Source organism: Acidocella sp. (genome assembly GCF_050253495.1).
GTDB lineage: Bacteria > Pseudomonadota > Alphaproteobacteria > Acetobacterales > Acetobacteraceae > Acidocella.
In genome coordinates this window covers 142,835-168,491 of the sequence record NZ_JBFWIX010000006.1, presented here as the reverse complement: position 1 = coordinate 168,491, position 25,657 = coordinate 142,835, and the positions used below count along the sequence as shown (strand labels likewise).

23 protein-coding genes are annotated in these 25,657 nt (G+C 64.2%); 11 read left to right on the top strand and 12 right to left on the bottom strand.

The window, feature by feature from the left end; genetic code table 11:
- The first annotated feature begins 118 nt into the window (after positions 1–118).
- Positions 119–1,507: a beta strand repeat-containing protein gene (locus tag AB7D48_RS07195; protein ID WP_427977057.1), complete on the top strand. Its 1,389-nt coding sequence runs from the start codon at positions 119–121 to the stop codon at positions 1,505–1,507.
- A 202-nt stretch (positions 1,508–1,709) separates the two neighbouring features.
- Here the strand turns inward: AB7D48_RS07195 and glpX are convergent, their stop codons facing one another.
- From glpX to AB7D48_RS07175, 4 genes are read right to left on the bottom strand one after another with little or no spacing between them, the layout of a single operon-like run.
- Positions 1,710–2,696 carry a class II fructose-bisphosphatase gene (gene glpX / locus AB7D48_RS07190; RefSeq protein ID WP_427977055.1) on the bottom strand — a complete coding sequence of 329 codons (987 nt, stop codon included), beginning with the start codon at positions 2,694–2,696 and terminating at the stop codon, positions 1,710–1,712.
- Between the two features lie 14 nt (positions 2,697–2,710).
- Positions 2,711–4,003, bottom strand: a complete 1,293-nt coding sequence (locus AB7D48_RS07185; protein ID WP_427977096.1) for a homoserine dehydrogenase — start codon at positions 4,001–4,003, stop codon at positions 2,711–2,713.
- Entirely contained in the window at positions 3,997–5,214 is a 1,218-nt protein-coding gene (locus tag AB7D48_RS07180; RefSeq protein ID WP_427977052.1) for an LL-diaminopimelate aminotransferase, read from the bottom strand. Before AB7D48_RS07180 ends, AB7D48_RS07185 begins: the two co-directional genes overlap by 7 nt.
- Positions 5,215–5,247: 33 nt before the next feature.
- Positions 5,248–5,841: a hypothetical protein gene (locus AB7D48_RS07175; protein ID WP_427977050.1), complete on the bottom strand. Its 594-nt coding sequence runs from the start codon at positions 5,839–5,841 to the stop codon at positions 5,248–5,250.
- A gap of 175 nt (positions 5,842–6,016) precedes the next feature.
- On the opposite strand from AB7D48_RS07175, the gene AB7D48_RS07170 reads away from it, so the two are divergent.
- On the top strand, positions 6,017–7,819 hold the full coding sequence (locus AB7D48_RS07170; RefSeq protein WP_427977048.1) for a PHA/PHB synthase family protein: 1,803 nt from the start codon (positions 6,017–6,019) through the stop codon (positions 7,817–7,819).
- A 72-nt stretch (positions 7,820–7,891) separates the two neighbouring features.
- On the top strand, positions 7,892–8,956 hold the full coding sequence (locus tag AB7D48_RS07165; protein ID WP_427977046.1) for a glycosyltransferase: 1,065 nt from the start codon (positions 7,892–7,894) through the stop codon (positions 8,954–8,956).
- Here AB7D48_RS07165 and AB7D48_RS07160 read toward each other — a convergent pair.
- On the bottom strand, positions 8,942–10,159 hold the full coding sequence (locus AB7D48_RS07160; protein ID WP_427977044.1) for an O-antigen ligase family protein: 1,218 nt from the start codon (positions 10,157–10,159) through the stop codon (positions 8,942–8,944). The genes AB7D48_RS07165 and AB7D48_RS07160 overlap by 15 nt on opposite strands.
- 137 nt (positions 10,160–10,296) lie before the next feature.
- Here AB7D48_RS07160 and AB7D48_RS07155 point away from each other — a divergent pair, with 137 nt between their 5' ends.
- From AB7D48_RS07155 to AB7D48_RS07135, 5 genes are read left to right on the top strand one after another with little or no spacing between them, the layout of a single operon-like run.
- Positions 10,297–11,343, top strand: a complete 1,047-nt coding sequence (locus AB7D48_RS07155) for a glycosyltransferase family protein (protein ID WP_427977041.1) — start codon at positions 10,297–10,299, stop codon at positions 11,341–11,343.
- Positions 11,344–11,351: 8 nt separating this feature from the next.
- Positions 11,352–12,380 (top strand): glycosyltransferase family 4 protein, encoded by a 1,029-nt coding sequence (locus tag AB7D48_RS07150; protein ID WP_427977038.1) that lies wholly within the window; start codon positions 11,352–11,354, stop codon positions 12,378–12,380.
- A gap of 44 nt (positions 12,381–12,424) precedes the next feature.
- Positions 12,425–13,384, top strand: a complete 960-nt coding sequence (locus AB7D48_RS07145; protein WP_427977035.1) for a CobW family GTP-binding protein — start codon at positions 12,425–12,427, stop codon at positions 13,382–13,384.
- 13 nt (positions 13,385–13,397) lie between these two features.
- Positions 13,398–14,717 (top strand): aminodeoxychorismate synthase component I, encoded by a 1,320-nt coding sequence (gene pabB / locus AB7D48_RS07140; protein WP_427977032.1) that lies wholly within the window; start codon positions 13,398–13,400, stop codon positions 14,715–14,717.
- Positions 14,710–15,501 (top strand): aminotransferase class IV, encoded by a 792-nt coding sequence (locus AB7D48_RS07135; RefSeq protein WP_427977030.1) that lies wholly within the window; start codon positions 14,710–14,712, stop codon positions 15,499–15,501. The genes pabB and AB7D48_RS07135 overlap by 8 nt, the downstream gene beginning before the upstream one ends.
- Here AB7D48_RS07135 and ade read toward each other — a convergent pair.
- The 6 genes from ade to AB7D48_RS07105 all read right to left on the bottom strand — a co-directional run bounded on the left by ade (position 15,498) and on the right by AB7D48_RS07105 (position 22,422).
- Positions 15,498–17,216 (bottom strand): adenine deaminase, encoded by a 1,719-nt coding sequence (ade, locus tag AB7D48_RS07130; protein WP_427977028.1) that lies wholly within the window; start codon positions 17,214–17,216, stop codon positions 15,498–15,500. The two genes, AB7D48_RS07135 and ade, sit on opposite strands and share 4 nt — an antisense overlap.
- 469 nt (positions 17,217–17,685) lie before the next feature.
- Positions 17,686–17,976: an immunity protein Tsi6 family protein gene (locus AB7D48_RS07125; protein WP_427977026.1), complete on the bottom strand. Its 291-nt coding sequence runs from the start codon at positions 17,974–17,976 to the stop codon at positions 17,686–17,688.
- Positions 17,973–19,286, bottom strand: coding sequence for a polymorphic toxin type 46 domain-containing protein (locus tag AB7D48_RS07120; protein WP_427977023.1), 1,314 nt, complete (start codon positions 19,284–19,286; stop codon positions 17,973–17,975). The genes AB7D48_RS07125 and AB7D48_RS07120 overlap by 4 nt, the downstream gene beginning before the upstream one ends.
- Positions 19,287–19,587: 301 nt before the next feature.
- Positions 19,588–20,508: a signal recognition particle-docking protein FtsY gene (gene ftsY, locus AB7D48_RS07115; protein ID WP_427977021.1), complete on the bottom strand. Its 921-nt coding sequence runs from the start codon at positions 20,506–20,508 to the stop codon at positions 19,588–19,590.
- Between the two features lie 2 nt (positions 20,509–20,510).
- Positions 20,511–21,329 (bottom strand): diaminopimelate epimerase, encoded by an 819-nt coding sequence (gene dapF, locus AB7D48_RS07110; RefSeq protein ID WP_427977019.1) that lies wholly within the window; start codon positions 21,327–21,329, stop codon positions 20,511–20,513.
- Positions 21,330–21,384: 55 nt separating this feature from the next.
- Positions 21,385–22,422 carry a rod shape-determining protein gene (locus tag AB7D48_RS07105; protein ID WP_427977017.1) on the bottom strand — a complete coding sequence of 346 codons (1,038 nt, stop codon included), beginning with the start codon at positions 22,420–22,422 and terminating at the stop codon, positions 21,385–21,387.
- A gap of 176 nt (positions 22,423–22,598) precedes the next feature.
- Here AB7D48_RS07105 and AB7D48_RS07100 point away from each other — a divergent pair, with 176 nt between their 5' ends.
- Together AB7D48_RS07100 and AB7D48_RS07095 are read left to right on the top strand one after the other, a co-directional pair.
- On the top strand, positions 22,599–22,856 hold the full coding sequence (locus tag AB7D48_RS07100) for a YMGG-like glycine zipper-containing protein (RefSeq protein ID WP_427977014.1): 258 nt from the start codon (positions 22,599–22,601) through the stop codon (positions 22,854–22,856).
- 97 nt (positions 22,857–22,953) lie between these two features.
- A complete protein-coding gene (locus AB7D48_RS07095; protein ID WP_427977011.1) occupies positions 22,954–23,190 on the top strand; it encodes a YMGG-like glycine zipper-containing protein in 237 nt (78 codons plus the stop codon).
- A gap of 41 nt (positions 23,191–23,231) precedes the next feature.
- Here the strand turns inward: AB7D48_RS07095 and AB7D48_RS07090 are convergent, their stop codons facing one another.
- Positions 23,232–23,696 (bottom strand): hypothetical protein, encoded by a 465-nt coding sequence (locus AB7D48_RS07090; protein WP_427977009.1) that lies wholly within the window; start codon positions 23,694–23,696, stop codon positions 23,232–23,234.
- Positions 23,697–23,818: 122 nt separating this feature from the next.
- Between AB7D48_RS07090 and htpG the strand changes: the two genes are divergently transcribed.
- Positions 23,819–25,609, top strand: coding sequence for a molecular chaperone HtpG (gene htpG / locus AB7D48_RS07085; RefSeq protein WP_427977007.1), 1,791 nt, complete (start codon positions 23,819–23,821; stop codon positions 25,607–25,609).
- Positions 25,610–25,657 lie beyond the last annotated feature (48 nt).

Here is a 25,657-nt window from a genome sequence, read left to right as displayed (position 1 = left end):
AGATAGATTTTTCAAATGGTTTCATGAGCAAGAATTTAACAAATCGCTTAAGGCTTTCCTTGCGTTTACCGCACTGCAACGTTAAGAGCGTAACAAAGGTGGAAAGTGAGGGCAGCTGATGAGCGGGACATCAATCTTAACGGTTAATGGCGCCTATAATGGCCAGACGGGGCTGCTCAGCGTCCCCTCAGCGCTTCCCCAGTCGGTCAACACCCTTTTGCAGGGTTATCTTGACGGTCTGGCCGGTTCCATCGGCGGCGGGGAAGCCAGCTACGTGAATTACAATGCCGCCACCGGCATGTCCGTCAACGGCGCCTCCGTTCTCTCCTCGTCGAACTTTATCGAACAAATCACCAATGTTGACAGCGTGGGCGGCACCACCAGCGGCTCCGTTTCCGGTGTCGTGTCCGTCGCCTCCGGCGTCACCGACCTTTTCGTGCAATATCCCGGCAACATAACCGTTGCCGGCGTCAGCACCACGGATTTCGTTCTACTCGGCTCCAGCAGCGATGTCGCTTATAGCGTCAGCGGCGGGGCGGGTTCCATCTTCGCCGCCGGCGGGGCCGATTCCATCTCCGTGGCCGGCAGCGACGCCAATTATGCCGTCGCTTCCTCCGGCAACGACACTGTCGTGTTCAACGGCACCGATGGCAATGATTCCGTGAATGCCGAAGGCAGCGCCACAACCCGCGTGTTTGTCGGCGGGTCCGATGCCGCCACCGTCACCGCCTCCGACAGTGCCCAGGCCTCTGTCGTGTTCCTGAGCAAGGCCGGCGGCAATCTGGATTTCATCAATAATTCCAGCCAGGCCCAGACGATCTATTCCGGTTCCTACACCACCTCTGGCGGCGAGGCGATCTATGCCGTCAACGCCGTGACGGCCTTTGGCGGCACCGGCGGCGGCTTCTATGTCGGCGGTCGCGGCGGTTTCAATTATCTCGATGGCGGCACCGGCAATTCGACCCTGGTTGGCGGCGGCGCCAGCGATACGCTCGTCGCCGGCGGGTCCAACAATATGCTGTTCACCGGTGTCGGCGCGGAAACGCTGATCGGCGGCGGCGTGAATAACAGCTATTTCGTCGGGCTTGAGGATGTCGGCATCGGCACGGTGTCCGCCGTGGGCGACCTGGTTTCCGCCGGCGGGTCCGGCCAGCAGAGCTTCGTTCTTGGCAATCTCACCGCCGTGACCTTGACCGGCTCCACGGTGACCGGCGCCAGCAATATCTACGATGTGCTGGGCACCTATACCACCACTGGCGGCCAAGCCGAGACACTGGGCGGCAGCAGCTTCACCATCACGGATTTTGGCAGCTCCGACACGATCCTGCTCACCAACGGCGATTACAAGTTCGGCTCCGGCGCCGCGACGGTGGAAACCGTGACCAGCGCGCTTGGCGGCGCGGGCTCGCAGATTCTGCTGTCCGACGGCACGGTGATCACGCTGAAGGGCGTTTCCACCTCCCATGTGAACGCGCAGGTTGGCGGGCATACCATCACCTATCAGTAAGCCTTTCCACGGCAAGACAAAAAACCCGCCTTGCGACGCAAGGCGGGTTTTTTCTTGGCTGCTCCTTTGCCGGTTGGCGAGGAACCGCCAGCCAATCGAGTCACGCCCCTAAAAAACCCTGGCCTTTTTTAAAAAGAGCCAGGGTTCGGGGCGTTTGGAAAATCCTTGAGAAAATCCTTGAACCGACCGCCGAGACGGCGGCTTACAGCGCGAAATCCTTCTTCGCGAAATTATGATGCGCCTCGACATAGCGCACCGTGCCGGATTTGGAACGCATGACGATGGAATGCGTCACCGCCCCATGCCCCACCCGGCGCACGCCGTTCAGCATGGCCCCGGACGTAACGCCCGTGGCGGCGAACATCACATCGCCCTTGGCCATCTCCTCCAGCGTGAACACCCGGTTCGGATCGGTGATCCCCATGGTCCGGGCCCGCTCGATCTGCCCATCATCCTCGAACATCAGCCGGCCCTGCATCTGCCCGCCCGTGCAGCGCAAGGCCGCCGCCGCCAGCACACCTTCCGGCGCGCCGCCGGAGCCCAGATACATATCGACCCCGCCCCCGGGCAGCGAGGCGGCGATCACGCCGGCCACATCGCCATCGCCCAGCAGCATGATACGCGCCCCCGCCTCGCGGATCTTGGCGATCTGCTCGGCATGGCGTTCACGGTCGAGCATGCAGACCATGAGTTCGGAAACCTCGACCCCCTTGGCCAACGCCAGATTCTTCAAATTCTCCTTCACCGGCGCATCCAGCGCCACCACATGGTCGGGCAGCCCGCCCCCCACGGCGATCTTGTCCATATAAATGTCCGGCGCATGCAGAAAATTGCCATGCTCGGCCAAGGCCACGGTGGCGATGGCGTTTGGCCCACCCTTGGCGGTGATGGTCGTGCCCTCCAACGGGTCCACGGCAATATCCATGGCGGGGCCGCCGCACCCGACCTTCTCGCCGATATAGAGCATCGGCGCTTCGTCCATCTCTCCTTCGCCAATCACCACGGTGCCCTGAATCGCCACCGTGTCGAAGGCCTTGCGCATCGCCTCCACGGCGGCGCCATCGGCCTCGTTCTTCTTGCCACGGCCAATCCAGCGCGAGGCGGCGATGGCCGCGGCCTCGGTCACGCGCACCAGCTCCAATGCCAGGTTCCGGTCGGAAACATCTTCCAGGCGGCGGGTTTCGGACATGATCGAGACTCCTCTTATTGCGGTTCGATACGAATCAAGGCGGGCGGTTCCAGCACGGCCGGCAGCGCGGCAATCCGCGCCAGCGCCGCGTTCACCGCCGCCTCATGCGTTTCATGAGTCACCAGCACGATGGGCACGGCCTCACCCGGCGCGCGCCCGTGCTGCAACATGGATTCCAGCGAGATGCCATGGTCGCGCAAAATCGCGGTCACATCCGCCAGCACGCCTGGCTGGTCCACCACCGACAAGCGCAGGAAATAGGCACCGTTCAATTCGGTAATCGGCGCGATATGCGCCTGCGCCAGGGCACTCTCCGCCATGCCCCATACCGGCACACGGATACCGCGCGCCAGGTCGATCAGGTCCGCCACCACGGCACTGGCCGTCGGCCCCTCTCCCGCGCCGCGCCCGCGCAGGAACACGGGGCCTGAAAAATCCCCTTCCAGCAGCACGGCGTTGAACACGCCATCCACGGTGGCGATGGGCTTGCGCTCAGGCACCATGGCCGGGTGCACACGCAGGGAAATGCCCGCCCCGGTCTGCTCGGCGATACCCAGCAGCTTGATCCGGTAGCCCAATTCCCGGGCAAAAGCGATGTCGATGGCCGAAACCCGGCGGATGCCCTCGATATGCAGGCTCTCGAACCCGATCCGCGCCCCAAAGGCCAGCCCCGCCAGAATGGCGAGCTTATGCGCGGCATCCACGCCATCTATGTCGAAGCTGGGGTCGGCCTCGGCATAGCCAAGCGCCTGCGCCTCCGCCAGCACTTCGGCGAAATCCCGCTTCTCCTCACGCATCACGGTGAGGATATAGTTACAGGTACCGTTGAGAATGCCCGCCACGCGGGAAACACGGTTGGCCGCCAGCCCCTCGCGCAGCGCCTTGACAACGGGAATCCCCCCGGCCACCGCCGCCTCATAGGCGATGGTCACGCGGTTCGCCTCCGCCGCGCGGGCCAGGGCCGCGCCATGCACGGCCAGCAGCGCCTTGTTGGCGGTCACGAAATCCTTGCCCGCCGCGATGGCGGCTTGCGCCAGCGCCTTGGCCTTGCCCTCGGCACCGCCGATCAGCTCCACCACCACATCCACATCCGGGTCCTGTGCCAGCGCCACGGCATCGTCATGCCAAGTCGGCCCGTCCAGCTTCACGCCACGCTCGCGGGTCCTGTCGCGGGCGGAAACGGCGGTGACCACCACCGGCCGCCCGGCCCGCGCCGCGATCAGCTCAGCCTGCGCGGCCAGCAGCTTCACCACCCCGGCCCCCACCGTGCCGAGGCCGGCAATTCCTACTTTGAGCGGTTTCAAGATTTCACCTCGGAGGACATCTCAACCGGCGCGCCATTGTCGGTCGCCAGAAATTGCTTGATATTGCGCAGGGCCTGACGCAGCCGGTGCTGGTTTTCCACCAGGGCGATCCGCACATGCCCATCGCCATATTCGCCAAAGCCGATACCCGGCGCCACCGCCACCTTGGCCTTGGCCATCAGCAGCTTGGAGAAACCCAAACTGCCCAAATGCGCGTATTTCGGCGGAATCGGCGCCCAGGCGAACATGGACCCATCCGGGCTCGGCACGTCCCAGCCCGCCGCGTGCAGCCCCTTGATCAGAATATCCCGGCGTTCGCGGTAAAGGGTGCGCATCTCCTCCACGCAATCCTGCGGCCCGTTGAGCGCCGCCGTCGCCGCCACCTGGATGGGCGTGAAGGCCCCGTAATCGAGATAGGATTTCATCCGCGTCAGCGCCTTGATCAAACGCGGATTGCCCACCCCAAAGCCCATGCGCCAGCCCGGCATGGAATAGGTCTTGGACATGGAGGTGAACTCGATGGTGACATCCTTCGCCCCCTCCACCTGCAACACGGAAGGCGGCGGGTTGCCGTCGAAATAAATCTCGGCATAGGCAAGGTCTGAGATGATGAAAATCTCATGCTGCTTGGCCAGGGCCACCAGTTCCTTGTAAAAATCCAATGTCGCCATGTAGGCGGTCGGGTTGGATGGAAAATTCACGATCAGCGCCGTGGGCTTCGGCACGGAGTGGCGCACCGCGCGGTCGATGGCGCGCAGCATGTCGTCATCGGGCGAAGCCGGGATCGACCGCACCGACGCACCGGCGATGATAAAGCCGAACTGATGGATCGGATAAGACGGGTTGGGCACCAGGATGGTATCGCCCGGCGAAGTGATGGCCGCGGCCAGATTCGCCAGCCCCTCCTTGGAGCCCAGCGTGGCGATCACCTCTGTCTCCGGGTCCAGCTTCACGCCGAACCGGCGCTCATAATACCCCGCCTGGGCACGGCGCAGACCGGGAATGCCCTTGGAGGTGGAATAGCGGTGGCTGCGCGGGTCCTGCACCGTCTCCACCAGCTTCGCCACGATATGGGCGGGGGTGGGGCTATCGGGATTGCCCATGCCAAGATCGATGATGTCCTCGGCGGCGGCGCGCGCCTTGGCCTTGGCGGCGTTCACTTCCGCGAAGACATAAGGAGGCAGGCGTCGGATGCGATGGAACTCTTCGGACATATCGTTCTCGGTTGCGGGTGGTTGACGCGCCGTTCAATACACCAATTGCACGAAGCCGCCAGAACCGGCGGCCAGCGCGTTGATGTCAATCTCGTTACCTGGCACGCCCGCGGCGGTGAGCTGGTCGGCCATGCGCCGCGCGCGCGCGAGCCCCAGCGCGAGCGAACCCTCGCCAAACCCGAAGACACGGATTTTGGCGCCCCCGCGCTGACCCGCCACCCCTTGAATCACCTGAGCCTGCTTGTAGGGCAGCAAGGCGCTGCCGGCGGGAAAGGCGATGGAAACCGGCGGGCCCGGCGGTTTCGGCGCCGGGGCGGGCCGGGGTGCCGCGGGCTTGGCGGCGGGTTTGGGCGCGGCGGCCTGAGCAGCCGGGTTGACGATGTCCAGCCCCGGCACATCCGGCACGGGCGGCGGCGCGGCAGGCAGGCTCAGCCCGGCCAGCGCGCCCGCAGACGGCGCGGACACCCCGCCGCGCGCCCGCGCGGCGATGGCGGCTTGCGTGCCCGGTGCCGCCGGCGCCCGCGCGGCGGGCACATCCGCGAGATTTGGGTAAGGCAGGTTGGCGCCAGGCGGGGGTTGCCGGGTCCGCGCAATCGCGCCACCTTCAAAGTCGTGGTACACCCCCACCGACTGAGAACAACCACCAAGAGAGGTCGCCGCCAAGATCACCCATGAAGCCGCGAAACGCCGCGTTAACATTTCAACCCTCTCTTACCCCAAATCCGGCGCGCGAAGCCTTCCGGCGCGCCGGTACCATACTCTGTTTGCCCGAGAACAGACGCCACGGAAAGGATCGCCTGCCATGAATGCCCCCATGCCGCCCCAGGAACCCGACATCAAGCTGCCAGATCCCGAGGCGCTCAGCCGGTCCATGGCGGACATTGCCGCGCGCAGCCAGAAGCTGGTGACGGAATGGATGAAGCGCCAGGCGGCGGAAGGCATGGAGATGGACCCGCTGAATATCGGCAGCGCCTTCATGGAAATGACCACCAAGCTGCTCTCCAACCCGGCGCAGATCATGGAGGCCCAGCTCGGGCTATGGCGCGATTACATGACGCTCTGGCAGAACACCGCGCGGCGCATCTGGTCCGGCGAGGAGCCCGAGCCGGTCATCACCCACGACCCCCGGGACAAGCGCTTCGCCGACCCCGCCTGGCGGCAGAACGAAATTTTCGATTTCATCAAGCAGAGCTATCTGCTCTCCGCCCGCTACATCAACGACGTGGTCACCCATGTGGACGGGCTGGACCCCAAAACCGCGCGGAAGGTGGATTTCTATGCCCGCCAGTTCATCAATGCGCTAAGCCCCAGCAATTTCGCCCTCACCAATCCGGAGGTCCTGCGCAAGGCCCGCGAGACGGGGGGTGAGAATCTGGTGCGCGGCCTGAACAACCTGCTCAACGACCTGGAGCATGGGCGCGGCAATCTGCGCATCAAGATGACCGACACCGAGGCCTTCAATGTCGGCGGCAACATTGCCGTCTCGCCGGGCAAGGTGGTCTACCAGAACGAGTTGATGCAGCTCATCCAGTACAGCCCCTCCACCGAGCAGGCGCTGGCCCGGCCGCTGCTCATCCTGCCACCCTGGATCAACAAATTCTACATTCTGGATCTGCGGCCCAAAAACTCGCTGGTGCGCTGGCTGGTCTCCCAGGGCCATACCGTGTTCATGGTCAGCTGGGTCAATCCCGACGAACGGCTCGCGGACAAGAATTTCGACGATTACATGGCCGGCGGCGTCTTGGCGGCTCTGGATGCGATCGAAAAGATCACCAGGCAGCCGAAGATAAACGCCATCGGCTATTGCCTGGGCGGCACGCTGCTGGCCGCCACGTTGGGCTACATGGCCGCGAAGGGCGATGAGCGCATCGCCTCCGCCACCTTCTTCGTGACTCTGACGGATTTTTCAGATGCCGGAGAACTTGGCGTGTTCATCGACGAGGAGCAGCTCTCCACCCTGGAAGAGAAAATGAGCAAGCGCGGCTATCTCGAAGGCAATGAGATGGCCACCACCTTCAACATGCTCCGCGCCAACGATCTCATCTGGAGCTTCGTGGTGAACAACTACCTGCTCGGACAGGAGCCCTTCCCGTTCGATCTGCTATACTGGAATTCCGATTCCACCCGCATGCCCGCCGCCATGCACAGCTTCTATCTGCGCAACATGTACCAGAAGAACCTGCTCAGCATACCGGGCGGCATTTCCATGAAGGGCGTGCCGGTCGATCTCGGCCAAGTGAAGATTCCCTGCTATTTCCTCTCCTGCCGGGAAGATCACATCGCTCCCTGGATGAGCACCTATAAGGGCGCGCGCAATTTCGGCGGCAAGGTGCGGTTCGTGCTGGCGGCCTCGGGCCATATCGCGGGCGTGGTCAACCCGCCCGAGGGTGGCAAATATAATCATTTCATCAATGCCGATCTGCCTGACACCCCGGATGAATGGTTCCGCGGCGCCACCGAGATCGCCGGATCCTGGTGGCCGGACTGGCAACGCTGGGTCACCGCCCAGAATTCCGGAAAGGTCCCCGCGCGCGAGCCGGGCAAGGCCCGCGGCTTCAAGGCGCTGGAGGACGCGCCCGGCTCCTACGTCAAGGTGCGAAGCTGAGCGGCGGAAATTTGCCCCTCCGTCCCGAACGGGATAACAGCCCCGCATCTGATCCTTCGCCCGGAAGCCGAGATGCGCGTGTTACAAATCATGGCCGGGAATAAGAACGGCGGCGCCGAGCTTTATTCCACGGACATCATGCTCAGCCTGCACGAGACGGGGCTGGACCAGCGCATCGTCATGCGCCCCACCGCCCCGCGCTTCGCCGAACTGGCGGCGGCCGGGCTGGAGATGGCGCCACAGGTGCTGCGCTCCAGGCCGCAGGCGCTGCAACGGCTGCGCCTGCGCAAGCTCGTCAAGGATTACCAGCCCGACATCATCCATTGCTGGATGCGCCGGGCCGTCAGCCTCGTGCCCCCCGGCGCCGCCCCGGCCATCATCGGCTGGTATGGGGATTACGAAGAGCAGCGGAAGCATTTCAGCACCTGCACCCATTTCATCGGCGTCACGCGCGATCTCATGCGTCACGCCTATGACCATGGCGCCAAGCCCGGCACGGCCTTCTATGTGCCCACCTTCCCCTCGGTGGAAGACGCCGCCCCGCTGGACCGTAACCTCCTCGGCACGCCCAAAACCAAGAGGGCGTTGCTCATCCTCTCGCGCCTGCACAAGGTGAAAGGCATCGACACCGCCTTGCATGCCCTAGCCCTGCTGCCAGGCTGTCATCTCTGGATCGCGGGCGACGGCCCGGAGGAAGCGGCGCTGAAAACCCTGGCGAAGGAGCTGGGGGTGGCGGACCGGGCCAAATTTCTCGGCTGGCGGACGGATCGCGGCGCCTTGCTGCGGGCCGCCGATATTTGCCTGCTGCCTTCCCGCTATGAACCATTCGGCACCGTCATTTTGGATGCCTGGTCCACCGCCACCCCCTTCGTCGCCTGCGAGTCCGACGGTCCCCGGGCCACCATCCGCAACGGCGAGAACGGCATGCTGGTCCCCGCCGACAATCCGCCCGCCCTGGCCGGCGCCGTGCGCGCGGTGCTGGACAATCCAGACCTGCGCGCCCGCATCGCCCGCACCGGATATGAGGAATATCTGGCGCATTTCACCCGCGAGGCCGTGACCCGCCAGATGCTGGAAAGCTACGGAACCATCCTGGCGCAAACCCGCCGGGACCAGACGCGCTCAGCGTTCGGCTGACCCCGCCGGACGCAGCAGCAACACCAGCAGCAAGGGCATCCAGATGATATACCACATCGGCGAGGGGCCCTTGATGACCTGGCTGAGATCGGTCAGCCCCACCACCAACGGCACCGTCATCACCGCCAGCCAGAGGCGAAAGCCGAACCCGCTGGCACAGCGCCATAAATGCCGCAGCACCAGCAATTCACTGACGGCGAACAGCACAAACCCGATCAGCCCGCTATAAAGCAGCAGGGACAGATACAGATCATGCGGGCTGGGATAGGCCGGGCAGAAACCGTGCGGCTCGATCGGCAGGCGCGCCGAGGGGCCATGGCCGATCAACGGGCGGGAGAGAAATTCCCGCCACGCCGTCAGCCAGATGGTCACATGGCAATCGGTGCCGCGCGCCAGCAGATTATGGGTAAAAACCGCCAACCAGCCTGGCCGCAACCACCATAGCGCCACCCCGGCCAGCAGCACGCCCCCCCCGGCCAGAACCGCCCGGCCAAAGGCCCGCCAGCTTCCAAACGCCAGGATCGCCAGCGCGCAGGCCATGGCCAGCAGCGGCGTGCGGCTATAGCTGAGCAGCAGATACAGCCCCATCGGCAACATGGCCGCCAGATGCCAATGGCGCCAGCGCCCGCCTTCGGCCACCCGGCCGATCGCCAGCAGCAGGCATATATCCAGAATGGCCGCGCCCAAAACCGGGTTCCGCGTCGCCCCCCAGCCGGTCAGGCGTATCCCCCAATCCCCCATGGCCACGACAATTCCAAGCGAGATCAAGGCATTGAGCGCGCCCGCCGCGATCAGCACGCTAATGGCGCGCTCGCGCAGCCTGGCATCCTCGGCCTCCGCCATCTTGAAGCAGAACAGAAAGCCGAACATGCAGGCCGCGTTGAGCAGCCAGTAGCCATACCCATTGCCATGGCCGGAGAGATTATCGTCCCACATGATCGACAGGCTGGACCAGACGCAGAGCGCCAGCATGGCCGTGAACGCCGCCGGTGCCCAGCCCGGCCGCCAGCCTCGCCAGCCCTTCAGCAGCACGGTGGGCAGCACCAGCACATAGCACAGCATCGCCCAGGCGGCGTTGCTCGGCAGCAGCAAGCCGCCGGCGAGGCAAAGCTGCAATGCCACCTTGGGGGTGAACAGCGCCTTCACATGCCAGCGTTCCCACAGGGACTCGCTGGCGGAAGGGACAATTGTTCCAGACTTCATCGCCGCCAGCCTCTGCTTGCCGGCCCCGGTACTGTCAAGAAAATCTTTACCTTGGCGGAGCCCGCCGCCTTTCGTTGACTTGCCCGCCCTCATTTAGTAACGCGGCTCAACGCTGCGGCAAGGAAGTCTAGGCAATCATGGTCCGGATCGTGCATATCGGCTACGCGCCGGTATCGCTGAAAAGCCTCAATCAGCACGCCACCGGCATCAAGCTCTCCAACGGGTTCATACGCAACGGGCACCAGCTTTTCACCCTGTCTGACCGCGACATCGCGCGTGGCTTCGGCCTTGGCCATCGCCGCCTCGGCCGCCACCGCCTCAACCGGATGGTCCGTGAATTCTGCCGCGCCCACAAGCCCGAGCTGATGGTGCTGGGCCATGCGGACATGCTGGACCCCGCCACCATCGCCGCCATCCGGGACGAATTGCCCGGCATGCGGGCCGTGCAATGGAATGTCGACCCGCTGTTCGAGCCGGACAATATCCGGCGCATCGAAAGCAAGATGGACGTCGTGGATCTGACCCTGGTCACCACCGCGGGGCCCTCCCTTGAAAAACTGCGCCGTCCCGGCGCGCGGGTCGGCTTCATGCCCAACCCGGTCGATCTCTCGATCGAACGCGCCCGCATGGACGAGAGCGAAACCCCGCCCTTCGACCTGTTCTATGCCTGCGGCCACCCGGACCGCCCCCGGCGGATCATCTGCGGCCAGCCCTGGAACATGGAGGAGTTCATAAAGGACATCGCGGCGCGCCAGCCGGGCATCCGCACCCGCACGCCCGGCTTGTTCGGCCAGCCCCGCGTCACCGCCGCCGCCTATCAGGAGGCGCTGGCCACAGCCTCCATGGGCCTGAACATCAGCCGCCGGGCGGATGATTTTCTTTACAGCTCCGACCGCCTGGCCCAGCTCACGGGTAACGGGCTGCTGGCCATCATCGAGCGCGCGACCGGCTATAACACCCTCTTCGGCGACGATGAGATGGGGTTTTTCTCCAACCTGGAGGAACTGGCCGAGCTGCTCGCCCGCTACCGGGCCGACCCGCGCGCGCGCATGCGCTCAGCCGGCGCCGGGCGGCGGCATTATGTGGAGCTGTTCAACGAGCGCCGGGTCGCCGCCTATCTCGTCGACGCCGCCTTTGGCGACACGCACGCCACCACCTACCCCTGGCCCGGCCACCCGGCTTGAAACCGCCAATGGCCCGCACCGCCATCATCCTGCCGCCGCGCGAATCCTTCACACCGGAGGCCGCCGGGGCCATCGCCCTGGTGGTGCGCCGCTTCGCCCTGGCCTTGCCGGGCAGCGTGGTGCTGGGGCCCGACGCCGGCGGCACCTTTCCCGGAATCGCCTTCCACCAGGCCACGAGCCTGCCGCGGATTCATGCCGTGCTGCGGCGCCTGCGCCCAAACGTGATCGAAGTGCATCAGAAACCGCGCCTGGCGGCCTGGCTCTCCTGCCTCTTCCCCCGCGCGCGCGTGCTGCTGGTGCTGCATAACGACCCGCTGACCATGCGCGGTCTGAAAACCCGGCTTGAGCGGGCCTTCCTCCTGCGCCGCCTGCACCGGGTGGTCTGCGTCTCGGCCTATCTGGCCGAGCGCTACGCCACCGGGCTCTCCCGCCTGCCGGAGATCCTGCCCAACCCGCTGGACGAAGCCGAAATCCCCCCCCCCGCGCCGAAGGAAAAGCTGATTCTCTTCGCCGGGCGCATCGTCGCCGACAAGGGCGCGGACGATTTCATCGCCGCCTGCGCCCTGGCCTTGCCGCGCCTGCCCGGTTGGTCCGCCACGATGCTCGGCGGCGACCGTTTCGGGCCGGACAGCCCGCAAACCCCCTTTTTCCTCGCGCAGAAAGCCGCCGCCCACGCCGCCGGCATCGCCTTTCTCGGTCCCCGCCCGCATGGGCAAATCATGGCGGCGATGAGCCGCGCCGCCATCGTCGCCGTGCCCAGCCGCTGGGCGGAACCATTCGGGCTCACCGCGCTGGAGGCCCTGGCCAATGGCGCGGCCCTCGTCACCACCGGCCAGGGCGGATTGCGCGAGGTGGCGGGGCAAGCCGCGCTCTACGTACCGCCCGCCGCGCCCGAGGCGCTGGCCGAAGCCTTCATCGCCCTCGCGCGCGGGGCCGAAACCCGCGAGGCCCTGGCCGCCGCCGGGCGCGCCCGCGCCCGCGAATTCCTCACTTCAGCCCTCACGCCGCGCCTGCAAACCTTGCGGGATGGCGTTTAAGCGTTACATCCTGTTCCCGGATTCAGAATATTGGGTTTTCGCACATGTCCGATCTCGTTCCCGTCACCGTCCTCACCGGCTATCTCGGCGCGGGCAAGACCACTCTGCTCAACCACCTCCTCACCGGCACCCATGGCAAAAAATACGCCGTGGTGATCAATGAATTCGGTGAGCTGGGCGTGGATAACGACCTCGTCGTGGATTCCGACGAGGAAGTGTTCGAAATGAACAATGGCTGCATCTGCTGCACCGTGCGCGGCGATCTCATCCGCATCATCTCCGGGTTGATGAAACGTGCCGGCAAGCTGGATGGCATCATCGTCGAGACCACCGGCCTCGCCAACCCGGCCCCGGTGGCGCAGACCTTCTTCATGGACGAAGACGTGAAGGCCAAGGCCCGGCTGGACGCGATCGTGACCGTGGTGGACGCCAAGCATGTCCTCGCCCGGTTGCAAGACTCCCCCGAGGCGGCGGACCAGGTGGCCTTCGCTGACGTGATCGTGCTGAACAAGCTCGATCTCGTAACCCCGCGGGAGCTGGAAGAGGTCGAAACCAGGCTCAAATCCATCAACCCCTATGCCGAGATCAAGAAGGTCACGCGCGGCGACGTGCCGGCGGACCAGCTTCTCGGCCTGGGCGCCTTCGACCTGAAACGCGTGCTCGCCAACGTGCCGGACTTCCTGGAGGAAGACAGCCACACCCATAACGAGCATCTGACCAGCATCAGCCTCTCCACCGACAAGCCCGTCTCCTCCGACAAATTCAATGCCTGGATCGGCCATATCCTCCAGACCCAGGGCCAGAACATCCTGCGCACCAAGGGGATTCTCTCCTATGCCGGGGAGGAGAAGCGTTTCGCCTTCCAGGCCGTGCACATGATCGCGGACGGGGATTTCCTCAGCCCCTGGAAACCGGAGGAAAAACGCACGAGCCGGATCGTGTTCATCGGGCGCGACCTCAACCGCCCGCAACTGCGCCGGGGCTTCGAATCCTGCGCCGCCTGATCCTCGCCGCCGGATGCAATGCCGTGAGCTTGCCTGGATAGACCCCGGCACGGCCTTCCAGGCCCTGGCGGGGCAAGGCCCGCTGGTGTTTCTGGACAGCGCCGCCACGGGCGATCCACGGGCCCAAATCAGCTATATCGGCATCGACCCGCGCGCCACGCTGCGGCTGGACAATGCCACCCCCCTCCCCGCTTGGCTGGAAACCGCCAAGCCGGAGGATAACACCGCCCCACCGGACTGGCCCTTTCCCTTCAAGGGCGGGGCCATGGGCTGGCTGGGCTACGATGCGGGGCTGGCGCCGCTGGGCCTCTCCTCGCGCCATCCACCTTTTCCAACCCTGCCCGCCGGATGGTTCGGCATGTTCGATCTGGTTCTGGGCTTCGATCATGCCGCCCGGCGCTGCTTCGCCCTGGCGGCGGCACGGCCCGCCGACAATGCTGGCGCGCGCCTCATGGCCCTGGCGGCGCGCCTCGCCCCCCCGGCGGCCTCGTTTCCGCCAATCCCTCCGTTGCAATGGGTGGAAACGCTTCCCCGGCATATTTATGAAGCCCAGGTGGAACGGTTGCGCGCCTATATCGCCGCCGGCGATGTTTATCAGGCGAATTTCACCGCCTGCTTCACCGCCCCCCGCCCCCCTGGCTTCAACCCCGCTTCCTTCCATGCGGCCTTGCGCGCGCGCAGCCCCGCCCCCTTCGCGGCCTTTATCGACACCGGCACGGGCATGGCCTTGTGCAGCGCCTCGCCGGAACGTTTTCTCAGCCTGGATACGACAGGCCGGGTGGAAACCAGGCCGATCAAGGGCACCGCCCCGCGCGCCGCCTCCCCCGCCGAGGACCAAGCCAACGCCGCCGCCCTGCGCGCCAACCCCAAGGAGCGCGCGGAAAACCTCATGATCACCGACCTCTTGCGCAACGATCTCGGGCAGGTCTGCGCAACCGGCTCGGTCCAGGTGCCGGAATTATTCGCGGTGGAAAGCTATGCGCAGGCCCACCATCTGGTCTCCGCCGTCACCGGGCGGCTGCGCGCGGGCCTTGGCGCGGCGGATCTGCTGTTTTCCTGTTTTCCCGGGGGGTCGATCACCGGCGCGCCGAAATACCGGGCCATGCAGATCATCGACGAGTTGGAAGAGACCCCGCGCGGCGCCTATTGCGGCAGCATCGCCTGGATCGGGCTGGATGGCGCGATGGACAGTTCCATCGTCATCCGCACGCTCGTCGCCACGCCGGAAACACTTTACGCCCAGGCGGGCGGCGGCATCACCTGGGACAGCGTGCCCAGCGCGGAGTATGAGGAGATGATGCTGAAACTCTCGCCCCTGATTGCCCATGGCTGAGCTTGCCTGGCTGAATGGCCGCCTGCTCCCCGCCGCCGAGGTGCTGATTCCAGCCACGGATCGCGGGTTCACGCTGGGCGACGGGCTGTTCGAAACGCTGCGCCTGCAAGACGGCACGGTACGCGACACACCCGCCCATTTCGCCCGGCTGGCCGCCGGGGCCAAGCTGCTGCGCCTGCCCTTGCCGTTCGATGCCGCCGCCATGGGCGCGATTCTGACCGAAACCGCCGCCGCCAATCATCTGAGGGATGGCGGGCTGCGCCTGACCCTGACACGCGGCCCTGGCCCGCGTGGCCTGCCGCCGCCAATATCGCCCCGCCCCACCGTGCTGGTCAGCGCCTTTGCGCCCCCGGCCCGCGCGGTGGAGATCGCCGCCATCATCGCCACCTCCATCGCCCGCGACGAGGCCTCGCCGCTCTCACGGGTCAAAACACTGAATTATCTGCCGAACATTCTGGCGCGGCTGGAAGCCCAGGAGCGCGGCGCGGAAGAAGCCATCCTGCTCAACCATGCCGGACGCATCGCCGGCGCCAGCATCGGCAACATCCTGGTCCGCGCCGGCGGCATCTGGCTCACCCCGCCGGTGACGGAGGGCGCGCTGCCCGGCATCCGCCGCGCGCGGCTACTGGCCAGCGGCAAGGTGAGGCAAGCCCCCATCGACCAGGACACGCTGAGAAGAGCCACATCCCTTTGCGTCTGCAATGTCCTCGCCCTGCGCCCCATCACCGCATTGGAGGGGGCCACCCTGCCCGCCGCCCCCGTCGATGATCTGGCCGGGCTTTAGGCCACCAGCTCGAACTTATCGACATCCACCACCCCCATATCGGTGATCTTCAGATGCGGGATCACCGGCAGGGGCATGAAGGCCAGATGCAGGAACGGCTCGCCCAGCGGGCAGCCCATGGCGCGGGTGGCAATACGCAGGGCCTGCAACTCGTCGCGCACGGTTTCGGCGGATTTGACCGACATCAGCCCGGCCATGCGCAGGGACATCTCTCCCACCACCTGCCCGTTGGACACCGCGACAAACCCACCCCCCAGCTCGATCAGCCGGTTCACCGCCAGCGCCATCTGTGCGTCGTCCGTCCCCGCCACGCAGACATTATGGCTGTCATGCCCGACCGAGGAAGCCAGCGCGCCGTTCCTGAAGCCAAACCCCTTCACGAACCCGCGCCCGATATTGCGGTTCTTGCCATGGCGGGCCAGCACCGCGATCTTCATCACGTCGTTCTCCAGATCCACCTGCCGGCGGCCATTCCGGTAAGGCAAGGTCATGGTGAGGTGATGGGTGACGATCTTGTCCAGCTCGATCCCGATCACGGCGGTGGTGGGCCCCGAAGCGGGAACGATGAAATCCTCCGCGCTCACCGGGTCCAGCTTCATGCTGTTCAGCCCCACGAAGGCGGGGATGGCACGGGCGGCGAAATCGATCTCGTCCACAATCCGCCCCCCCGCGATCACGCGTTTCACCGCGCAGCTCTCCAGATCCTCCAGCAGCACGATATCCGCGCGCTGCCCCGGCGCGATCAACCCGCGGTCGCGCAGGCCAAACCCGCGCGCGGCGGCGTAAGACACGGCGCGGTAGGCATGCAATGTCGGCACCCCGGAAGCGATGGCCTTGCGCACCAGAAAATCCAGATGCCCCTCGCTGAAAATATCCAGCGGGTTGCGGTCATCCGTGCAGAAGGAGCATTGCAGCGAGGTTTCCGGCGTGAGCGCGGGGCTGAGCGTGCGGACATCGCGCGTGACCGTGCCTTCGCGGATCAGCAGATGCATGCCCTTGCGCAGCTTCTCCCACGCCTCGGGCAAGGAGGTCGTTTCGTGGCAATTGCGAATACCGCAGGAAAGATACGCATTGAGATCACGCCCTGAAAGCTTGGGCGCGTGACCGTCGATCTGCTCGCCGGAGAACGCGTAGAGCTTCTCCATCACCACCGGGTCTTTATGCAAAACACCGGGGAAATTCATGAACTCCGCCAGGCCCAGCACTTTCGGGTGGCTGAGATAGGGCAGCAGATCCCCCGCGCGCAGCTCCGCCCCCGAGGTCTCCATACCCGTGGCTGGCACGCAGGAGGAAAGTTGCACCCGCAGATCCATCGCCAGGGCCGAGGCGGAATCCGCGAAATAGGAAAGCCCCTCGGTGCCCAGCACGTTGCAGATTTCGTGCGGGTCGCAAATGGCGGTGGTGGTGCCGCGCGGCAGCACGATGCGGTCGAACTCCGAAGGGGCGACCAGCGTGGATTCGCAATGGACATGCGTGTCGATAAAGCCCGGCACGGCGATGAGCCCGCGCCCGTCTATCTCGCGCGTGCCCTCATAGCTCTCATAGGTGCCGATGATGCGCTCGCCGGTGATGGCGATGTCGCTCTGGGCGATCTCACCGGTGACAAGATTCAGGAATTTCACGCCCTTGATGACAAGATCGGCGGGCATGCGGCCGATGGCCTGATCAATACAGCGCTCAAGAAAGCCCGGAGGCAATTTACTCTTCTTCTCCATGACCCATGATACAGATTTGACGGTGACGGGCCAGAGAAAATTTTCATGCCTGGGTGACGACAGGAAGTTCTTAAAATGTTCCGCGTGGAGCATCGATGGGGAATTTAGGCAAAAACGATGTTTTACTTTTTGATAGTGAGAGATTTTTACTTTTCACAGAAAATCGTTGACACGATCTGGTTTGAATAAGCAATAAAATTCCGTTGGAAGAAGGGGATTGCCTCGCTGCGCTCGTAATGACGGGATCGGGGGGATTTCTGCCGGTCTACTCACGGCTACGGAAAATAAGGATCAGACGTGCAATTTATGGCGAGATCGGGTCGAGAGCGGAATAGCGGCTTTGGAGCAACCAGCGGTGATCAGCGGACATTCGTTAGGATCTGCTGGGAGGCACTGTAATAAAACCAAAATTACGGGGCGGGGCATTGTTTGTCGCGTTTTCGGTTAACGTGGACGGATAGGTTGAGTTTCATTGGTTCTTCAAGGCGTCTGCCATTTGCAATATGCGCACCTGAACGGCGATTTGATGTAGAAGATCCGCCAGATCGTCGTCCCAGCCTTCGATTTCACGTGCCGCTACCAATCCGATATTGATATCCTTGAGACGACTGCCTTCTGCTACCCCAGAAATATAATCCGCAAGGTAAGCTAATTGCGCCTTGATCGATAGCAAGGGACGAAAATCAGGGCGTTCTCGCAGCTTTACCTCCACTAATTGGGTGGCTTTCTGGATCATGGCGTTGGCGTTATCGGTACTCATGGCGAACCTGTTTGTATGAAAATTGATTTGTTAAGCGTAAACCACTGCGTGCCGCCGCCAGATGTTACTACAGGCGCCGGTCCGGACCATGTGTCTACTACTGGAGCCGCCGTAGATTGAAGAACCTGAACATTCTTCGAAACTGTAAGGCTTTGTAAGACGCGTCCATCTCCAGATATACCAAGTTGGTCGGGTGTCATTCCCTCTGGTGAAAAATATTGTCCGACACCACGCGCCGGATCGACCCATTGGTATACTGTATCGCCTTGCTTCAATTCTACAACACGTACGTCTTGGCTAAAATCTATCCCGGATAGATGCGAGTCAATCCGAGCTTGTGGCCACCCTGTCTGCGCATAAAAATCTTGAGCTGTTGTTCGGCGAGCAGCTTGCAAGGATGCTTCGCTGTCAGACTTTAGCAGCTGCCCGACGCGGGAAGGCGGTGCCGGTTTCTTCAACGGCTCTGTCTTGGCGGGCTTCGTGGGCTCTTTCCCGCTATCAACCTTGATCTTTTCAAGAAGCTTAGCCAAAAACAGCGTCACCCCAAGCGTGATCAAAGCATCCGCTGCTTCTTGTGCCGCATGGTCGATATCAGGCTGGCTCTGCGCCCTTCCTGCCTGAATCACCGCCTTGGTAAACTCATACCCAGCCACCAGCCCTGCCCAACCATACATGGCATAAGCCAAGCCCGCGATGATCGCATCGGCCACCGCGTCCGCGCCGGGAATTGCTTGGATGGCTAACCCGGCCACCAGAAACCCAACCATAATGGCTAGATTCTGGGGCGTGAGAAAGGCATTGAACTGTTCTCTCGCCGCCGGTCCTAGGTGGCCCGGGATCGCCGCGAACATAGCTTCGATCTTGTGCTTGACGGTCCATTGCGCCACGGACAGCGTTGCCGGCGGCGGGGAGAGAGACGCCGCCGGGGCCGTGACTGCCCCAGCCAGCATCCACTCATCCTGAAGCCAAAATGCCGCGAGCGCGGTGCTTTGCACCTCGCTCCGCAGCCAGTCCAGCATTTGTTGATCGGTTAGGCGGTTGGCGCCGCCGCCAAGCAAGCTGTTGTAGAAATCCCTGATCTGAGCGGCGATCTGCCAATCGAGTTTGCGGAGATTTTCGAGCTCATAAACGCCCGCGCCACGGCCGAGATGCCATTCCCGATAGATTTGAAACCTTCGCATGTCGAAGGACTCATGGTTTTGCGGGAGGATCAGCAACGTCCCGGTGTGCAACCGGATCGTCAGAAACGGATGCGGCGGGAAATGGTTGAGAGCTTTTCTTCTCTGATCTTGCCCGGCATATGCGCTCATGACGAAACCGTACTATGAACGCAATCCATGGCTCAATCCATCACAACCCTGGATTACATCCAAGTCTCATAACTTGTAAATTGTGCAATAGGCTGCGGTGAACCACAACCCATTGTTTTTACTTGGATTCATTTGTCGTGCGTTTTTGTTGCAGAACCCGCCTGACACACGACAAAATTAGCGACACTTATGTCCTGTTTTTGGGGGAACGGCTGCTTTCGGGGATAGGATCCAGCCCCGCGAATGACCGGTCTTGGGATTCCCGTCGCGGCCTCCCTATGGCCGGGTAGGGTCGATCCCCCTATTCCCCCACCAACGCCCGCGCGAACTCCGCCGCGTCGAACGCCCGCAAATCCGCAATCTGCTCGCCCGTGCCCACGGCGTGGATGGGCAGGCCATATTTCTCCGCCAGCGCCACCACGATGCCGCCGCGCGCCGAACCGTCCAGCTTGGTGACGATCAAGCCGTTCAGGTTCACCATCTCCTTGAAAATACCCACCTGCGTCACCGCGTTCTGGCCGGTGGTGGCGTCCAGGGTCAGCAGCGTGGCATGCGGAGCGCTGGGGTCCAGCTTGCGGATCACGCGGATGATCTTCCGCAGCTCCTCCATCAAGGCGGTTTTGTTGTGCAGCCGCCCGGCCGTGTCGATCAGCAGCACATCCGCGCTGGTTTTCTGGGCGCGGCTCAGCGCGTCATGCGCGAGGGAGGCCGGGTCTGTATTCGCCGGCGCGGTAACAACCTCGCACCCCGCGCGGCTTCCCCAGACCTGCAACTGCTCCACGGCGGCGGCGCGGAACGTATCGCCCGCCGCCAGCATCGGCGTCAGGCCCTGCTCGCGGTACACCGAGGCCAGCTTGCCAATGGTGGTGGTCTTGCCCGCCCCATTCACCCCCACCATCAGGATCACATAAGGCTTGTGGGCGCGGTCCAGCTCCAGCGGCTTGGCCACGGGGGCGAGCACTTCGGCGATTTCCGCGCCCAGCGTCTCGCGCACCTCCTCGTCCGTGACTTCCTTGCCAAACCGGGTGGAACGGAACCCCTTGATGATGCGCGCCGCCACGGCCGGGCCCAGATCGGCGGCGATCAACTGCTCCTCCAGCTCTTCCAGCGCCTCGTCATCCAGCTTGCGCTTGGTGAACACACGGGTGATGCCGCCAGTGATCTTGGCGGCCGAACGGGACAGCCCGGTTTTCAGCCGGGAGAAAAACGAGGATACAGCCATTGTCAGAAAATCCCGGGTATTTCACCCGCAAAAGCGGTTTCGGCGGGGCCGCGCATCAGCACATGACCGTTTTCCGCCCAGGTGATCAGCAATTCACCGCCATCCATCTCCACCACCGCCATGCGCCCCGTCAGCCCCCTGCGATGCGCGTTCACCAGCGTGGCGCAGGCGCCGGAGCCGCAGGCCAGAGTCAACCCGGCTCCACGCTCCCACACGCGCAGGCGGATGCGCGCGCCGCTATCGACCCGCGCGAAGCCGATATTGGCGCGCTCGGGAAAGATGCGGTTTTTCTCCAGCATCGGGCCGATGGTCTCGATCGGCAGATGCTGGAAATCGTCGATGAAGAAGGTCGCGTGCGGGTTGCCCATGGAGCAGGCGGCCGGGTCGGAAACAGGGCCCAGGGCCAGCGGCAGATGCAGCGTGTCGGCCGGGATGGCAAGCGGCACATCGCCCCATTCCAGATGCGGCGGGCCCATATCCACCTCCACTAGGCCGGGGCCCAGAATCTCGGCCACCAGCAACCCGGCGACAGTGCGGATATTCACCCATTGCGCCCCGCTTTCCTCAGCCAGCAAGGCGGCCACGCAGCGCGTGGCATTGCCGCAGGCGCCGCTCTCGGTGCCGTCCGCGTTCAAAATCCGCATGAACGCATCCGCCCCGGCATCGTCGGGCTCGATGATGACAAGCTGGTCGCACCCCACGCCCCGGCGCCGGTCGGCGATATGGCGCACGGTTTCAGGCGCCAGGGTCAGCTTGGCGGCCCGGCTGTCCAGAACCACGAAATCATTGCCGGCGCCGTGCATTTTCAGGAACGGGAGCATGCCCTTCCTTAACCCGCCCGGCCGGTCGCGGCAAACGCCGCCCCTGGCCGCGCCGTCAGTAGATGGAGGACGTCACCGCGCGCAGCGCCCGTTCCTCCAGCGCGCGGCCGGTGCCCAGCGCCACGCATTGCAGCGGGTTCTCCGCCACCATCACCGGCAGGCCGGTGGAGACGCGCAGCACCTCGTCCAGCCGGTGCAGCAGCGCGCCGCCGCCGGTGAGCATGATGCCCTTGTCCACAATATCCGCCGCCAGCTCCGGCGGGGTATTCTCCAGCGCCACCTTGATCGCCTCGACGATCTGCCCCACCGGCTCGGCCAGGCTTTCGGCGATCTGGCGCTGGGTCACGGTCACCTCGCGCGGCACACCGTTGATCAGGTCGCGCCCCTTCACGAAGCGGCTGGGACTGTCCTGGTTGCTGTCCACCCAGGCGGCGCCGATCTCCATCTTGATCCGCTCGGCCGAACTTTCGCCGATCAGCAGGTTAAAGGTACGGCGGATATAGGAGATGATCGCCTCGTCCAGCTTGTCCCCGCCCACGCGCACCGAACGCGCATACACAATGCCGCCCAGCGAAATCACCGCCACCTCGGTGGTGCCCCCGCCGATATCGACGATCATGGAGCCGGACGGCTCGGTGACGGGCAGATTGGCGCCGATCGCCGCCGCCATCGGCTCCTCGATCAGCAGCACCTTGCGCGCCCCGGCACTCTCGGCGGATTCCTGAATGGCGCGGCGCTCGACGGCGGTGGAGCCCGACGGCACGCAGATGATAATCAGCGGCGAGGCATAGCCCCGGCGGTTATGCACCTTGCGGATGAAATGCTTGATCATCTCCTCCGCCACCTCGAAATCGGCGATCACGCCGTCGCGCAGCGGGCGGATGGCCTGGATATTGCCCGGCGTGCGCCCCAGCATCAGCTTGGCGTCCTCCCCCACGGCCAGAACCTGCTTGCGGCCCTTCACATCCTGGATCGCCACGACGGAGGGCTCCGCCAGCACGATGCCGCGCCCCTTCACATAGACCAGCGTGTTCGCGGTACCGAGATCGATCGCCATGTCAGCCGACATCAGGCCGAGAAGTTTGGAAAACATCAAATCCCTTTCTGCAAGGCGGCGGCATCGTCGCCGCGCCTCCGTGCGTGGAGTCTGGCCGCTGGCCTTACAGCCCGTTCAGCATCGGAGCAAGAGCCCCAATCGGGCCCTTCCTTCGCCATATTTCGCCCACCATATGGGTGGTATTATCAGGAATGTTGAATCATCAAGGAGATATGAACGTGACGAGAAAAATGACCCCCGCCGTTCTGCTCGCCCTGGCCGGAATCAGCCTTGCGGGCTGCGGTTATTCTCCCGGTTCACGCGCGCTTTCGGGCGGCACCATCGGCGCGGGCGCGGGCGCTGTTCTGGGCACGGTCACCGGCATAGGCCCGGCGGCGGGCGCGGCCATCGGCGGCGGCGTGGGCGCCGTGGCGGGCGCGGCCATCAGCCCCCACACATTAAATCTCGGCAAACCGCTGGTGGGTAACTGAACGGCACATGAAGGAGTTGTCAGGCACGCGCCGCGCGCTTGAAATCGCCGTTCCAGGTTAAATATCCCCAATCATTCCGGTAAAGGGAGTTCATGAAATGCTTCGTAAAGTCACCACTGGCTTCGTTCTGGCCGCTTCCCTGACTGCTCTGGCCGGGTGCGGCTATTCGCCTGGCCATCGCGCCCTCACGGGCGGCGCCATCGGCGCGGGCGGCGGCGCGGTGATCGGCGCGGCCACCGGCATGGGGGCGGGCACTGGCGCCCTGATCGGCGGCGCCGCGGGTGCCGTGACCGGTGCCGCCACCACGCATAACCAAGTCAATCTCGGCAACTGATCCGGCACGGGCCCCAGGGAAACCCGGGGCCCGCCTTGCCGTCATGTGACGGCGACAATCACCACATGATCGGCGTCCACCTCCTGCAAGGCCTGGTGCAGCGCCGCGACCCCCGCGAGCATGGCCTCGCCCGCGCCGTCCGCCTCCTCCTCGGCGAAATCCTCATAGGCTTCGTCCAGTTCCCCGGCGGAAAAATTTTCCGGGTCGAGCGCCTCCAGATATTTCCTCTGTTCCTCTTCCGTCAGAATGAACACCAGCGCCTCGGACGCCTCGGCCAGATCCGCGACGATGGCGTTCTCGCTGGTTTCGAGATCGATGTCGTAATCCTCCGCCAGCACGGGCAGCAATACCGAAAAGATCTCGCCCCCTTCCTCGAATTCCACCACCGACGTGCCATTGGCGGCCAGAAAATCCGCCACGCCCTGCGGGTCGTCTCCCGTCACGGCCCTGGCCAGCTCGGTCAGCTCCTCCCTGGGCAGACGGACGAATGAGGCTATGGCCGGCATGCGATGTTCCCTTTTCCTGTCCGCGCTCTCATAACAATCCCGCCCGGGGCTTGCCAGCGCCCTCTTGGCCCCGCCAGCCGCACGCATTAAATGCGCCGGTTGTGAACAAACAGGAGGACTGCATGACCGCGGAAACACGACATTTCGGCACCGAAGTCGGAAGGTTGCTCGACCTCGTCGTTCACTCGCTTTATTCCGACCGCGAGATTTTTCTACGTGAGCTGGTGGCCAACGCCGCCGACGCCACGGATAAGCGCCGCTTCCTGGCTTTGTCGGACGGCGCGTTGGCCCTGCCGGAGAATGCCGCCATCCGCATCAGCGCGGACAAGGAAGCCAAGACCATCCGCATCGAGGATAGCGGCATCGGCATGAGCAAGGAGGAGTTGGCGGAAAATCTCGGCACCATCGCCAAATCCGGCACGGCCGGATTCACCGCCCAGCTCGCCTCGGCCACGCCGGAGGAGCGCCCCAGCCTCATCGGCCAGTTCGGTGTCGGCTTCTATTCCGCTTTCATGGTGGCCGATAAGGTCGAGGTGATCTCGGCCAAGGCCGGCACGGACGAAGCCTGGAAATGGACCTCCGACGGCAAGGGGCAATATACGCTGGAAACCGCCGAACGCGGCGCGCCGGGCACCAGCATCCTGCTGCATCTCAAGCCGGACGCGCTGGAATATCTGGAGCCGATCCGGCTGAAGACCGTCATCGGCAAATGGGCGGACCATATCACCTGGCCGGTGGAGATCGAGGAAGACGGCAAGTTCGAGGCCGCCACATCCGGCCAGGCGCTCTGGCGCAAGAACCGTTCGGAGATCACGCCGGAGGACTACGCGGATTTCTACCGCCATGTCGGGCATCATTTCGACGAGCCCTTCGCCACCATCCATTGGCGCGCCGAAGGCACGGTGGAATTCAACGCGCTGCTTTTCATCCCCTCGCAGAAGCCCTTCATGCCCGTGGAGGAAAGCCGCGACAGCAAGGTGCGGCTGCATGTGAAACGCATGTTCATCACCGACGAGGCGAAATTGCTGCCAAGCTGGCTGAGCTTCGTGGTCGGCGTGGTGGATACCGAGGATCTGCCGCTCAACGTCTCGCGCGAGATTTTGCAGGCCACCCCGGTCCTGGAAAAAATCCGCAAGGCCCTGCTCAACCGGGTGATGACCGAGTTGAAGGCCAAGGCCAAGGACGAAGCGGCCTTCAAGAGCTTCCTGGAAGCCTTCGGCGCGGTGATGAAGGAGGGCATTTACGAGGATACCGGCCACGCCGCCGAGATCGCCGGCCTGCTGCGCTTCGCCTCCACCAAGGAGGACGCCACCACGTTGGACGATTACATCGCCCGCATGCCGGAAGGGCAGAGCGACATCTATTATCTCGCGGGCGATGCCGCGCACCTCAAGACCTCCCCACAGCTCGAAGGTTTCGCCGGGAAAGGCTATGAGGTGCTGCTTCTGGGCGATGCCATCGACGCATTCTGGCCCGGCCGTCTGGGCACATACAAGGAGAAGAAGCTCGTCTCCGTCTCCCAGGCGGGGGATCTGTTCGCGGCCGGCGATGTGCCGGAAGCCATCGCCAGGCTCTGCGCCAAGCTGAAGGAGACACTGGGCGAAGAGGTTTCTGATGTCGCCGCCTCCTCCCGCCTGAAGGACAGCCCGGCCATGCTGGTGGCGGCCGAGGCGGGGCCGGACCTCGCCATGCAGCGCCTGCTCAAGCGTGCCGGGCGCCCGGTGTTCGGCCTGCCGCCGAAGCTGGAGATCAACCCCGCCCACAGGCTGGTGGAAGCCCTGGCCGCCAAGGAGGATGTGCGCGAGGATGCCCACCTGCTGCTCGACCTGGCCAAGTTGCAGGATGGCGACCTGCCGGAGAACCCGGCGGAATTCGTGAAGCAGATCGCCGCCGCGCTGGCCGGAAAAGCTTAAAAATCTTTGATGCGGCTTTTTGAAAAAAGCCGCCTCTTCGCGGGAACT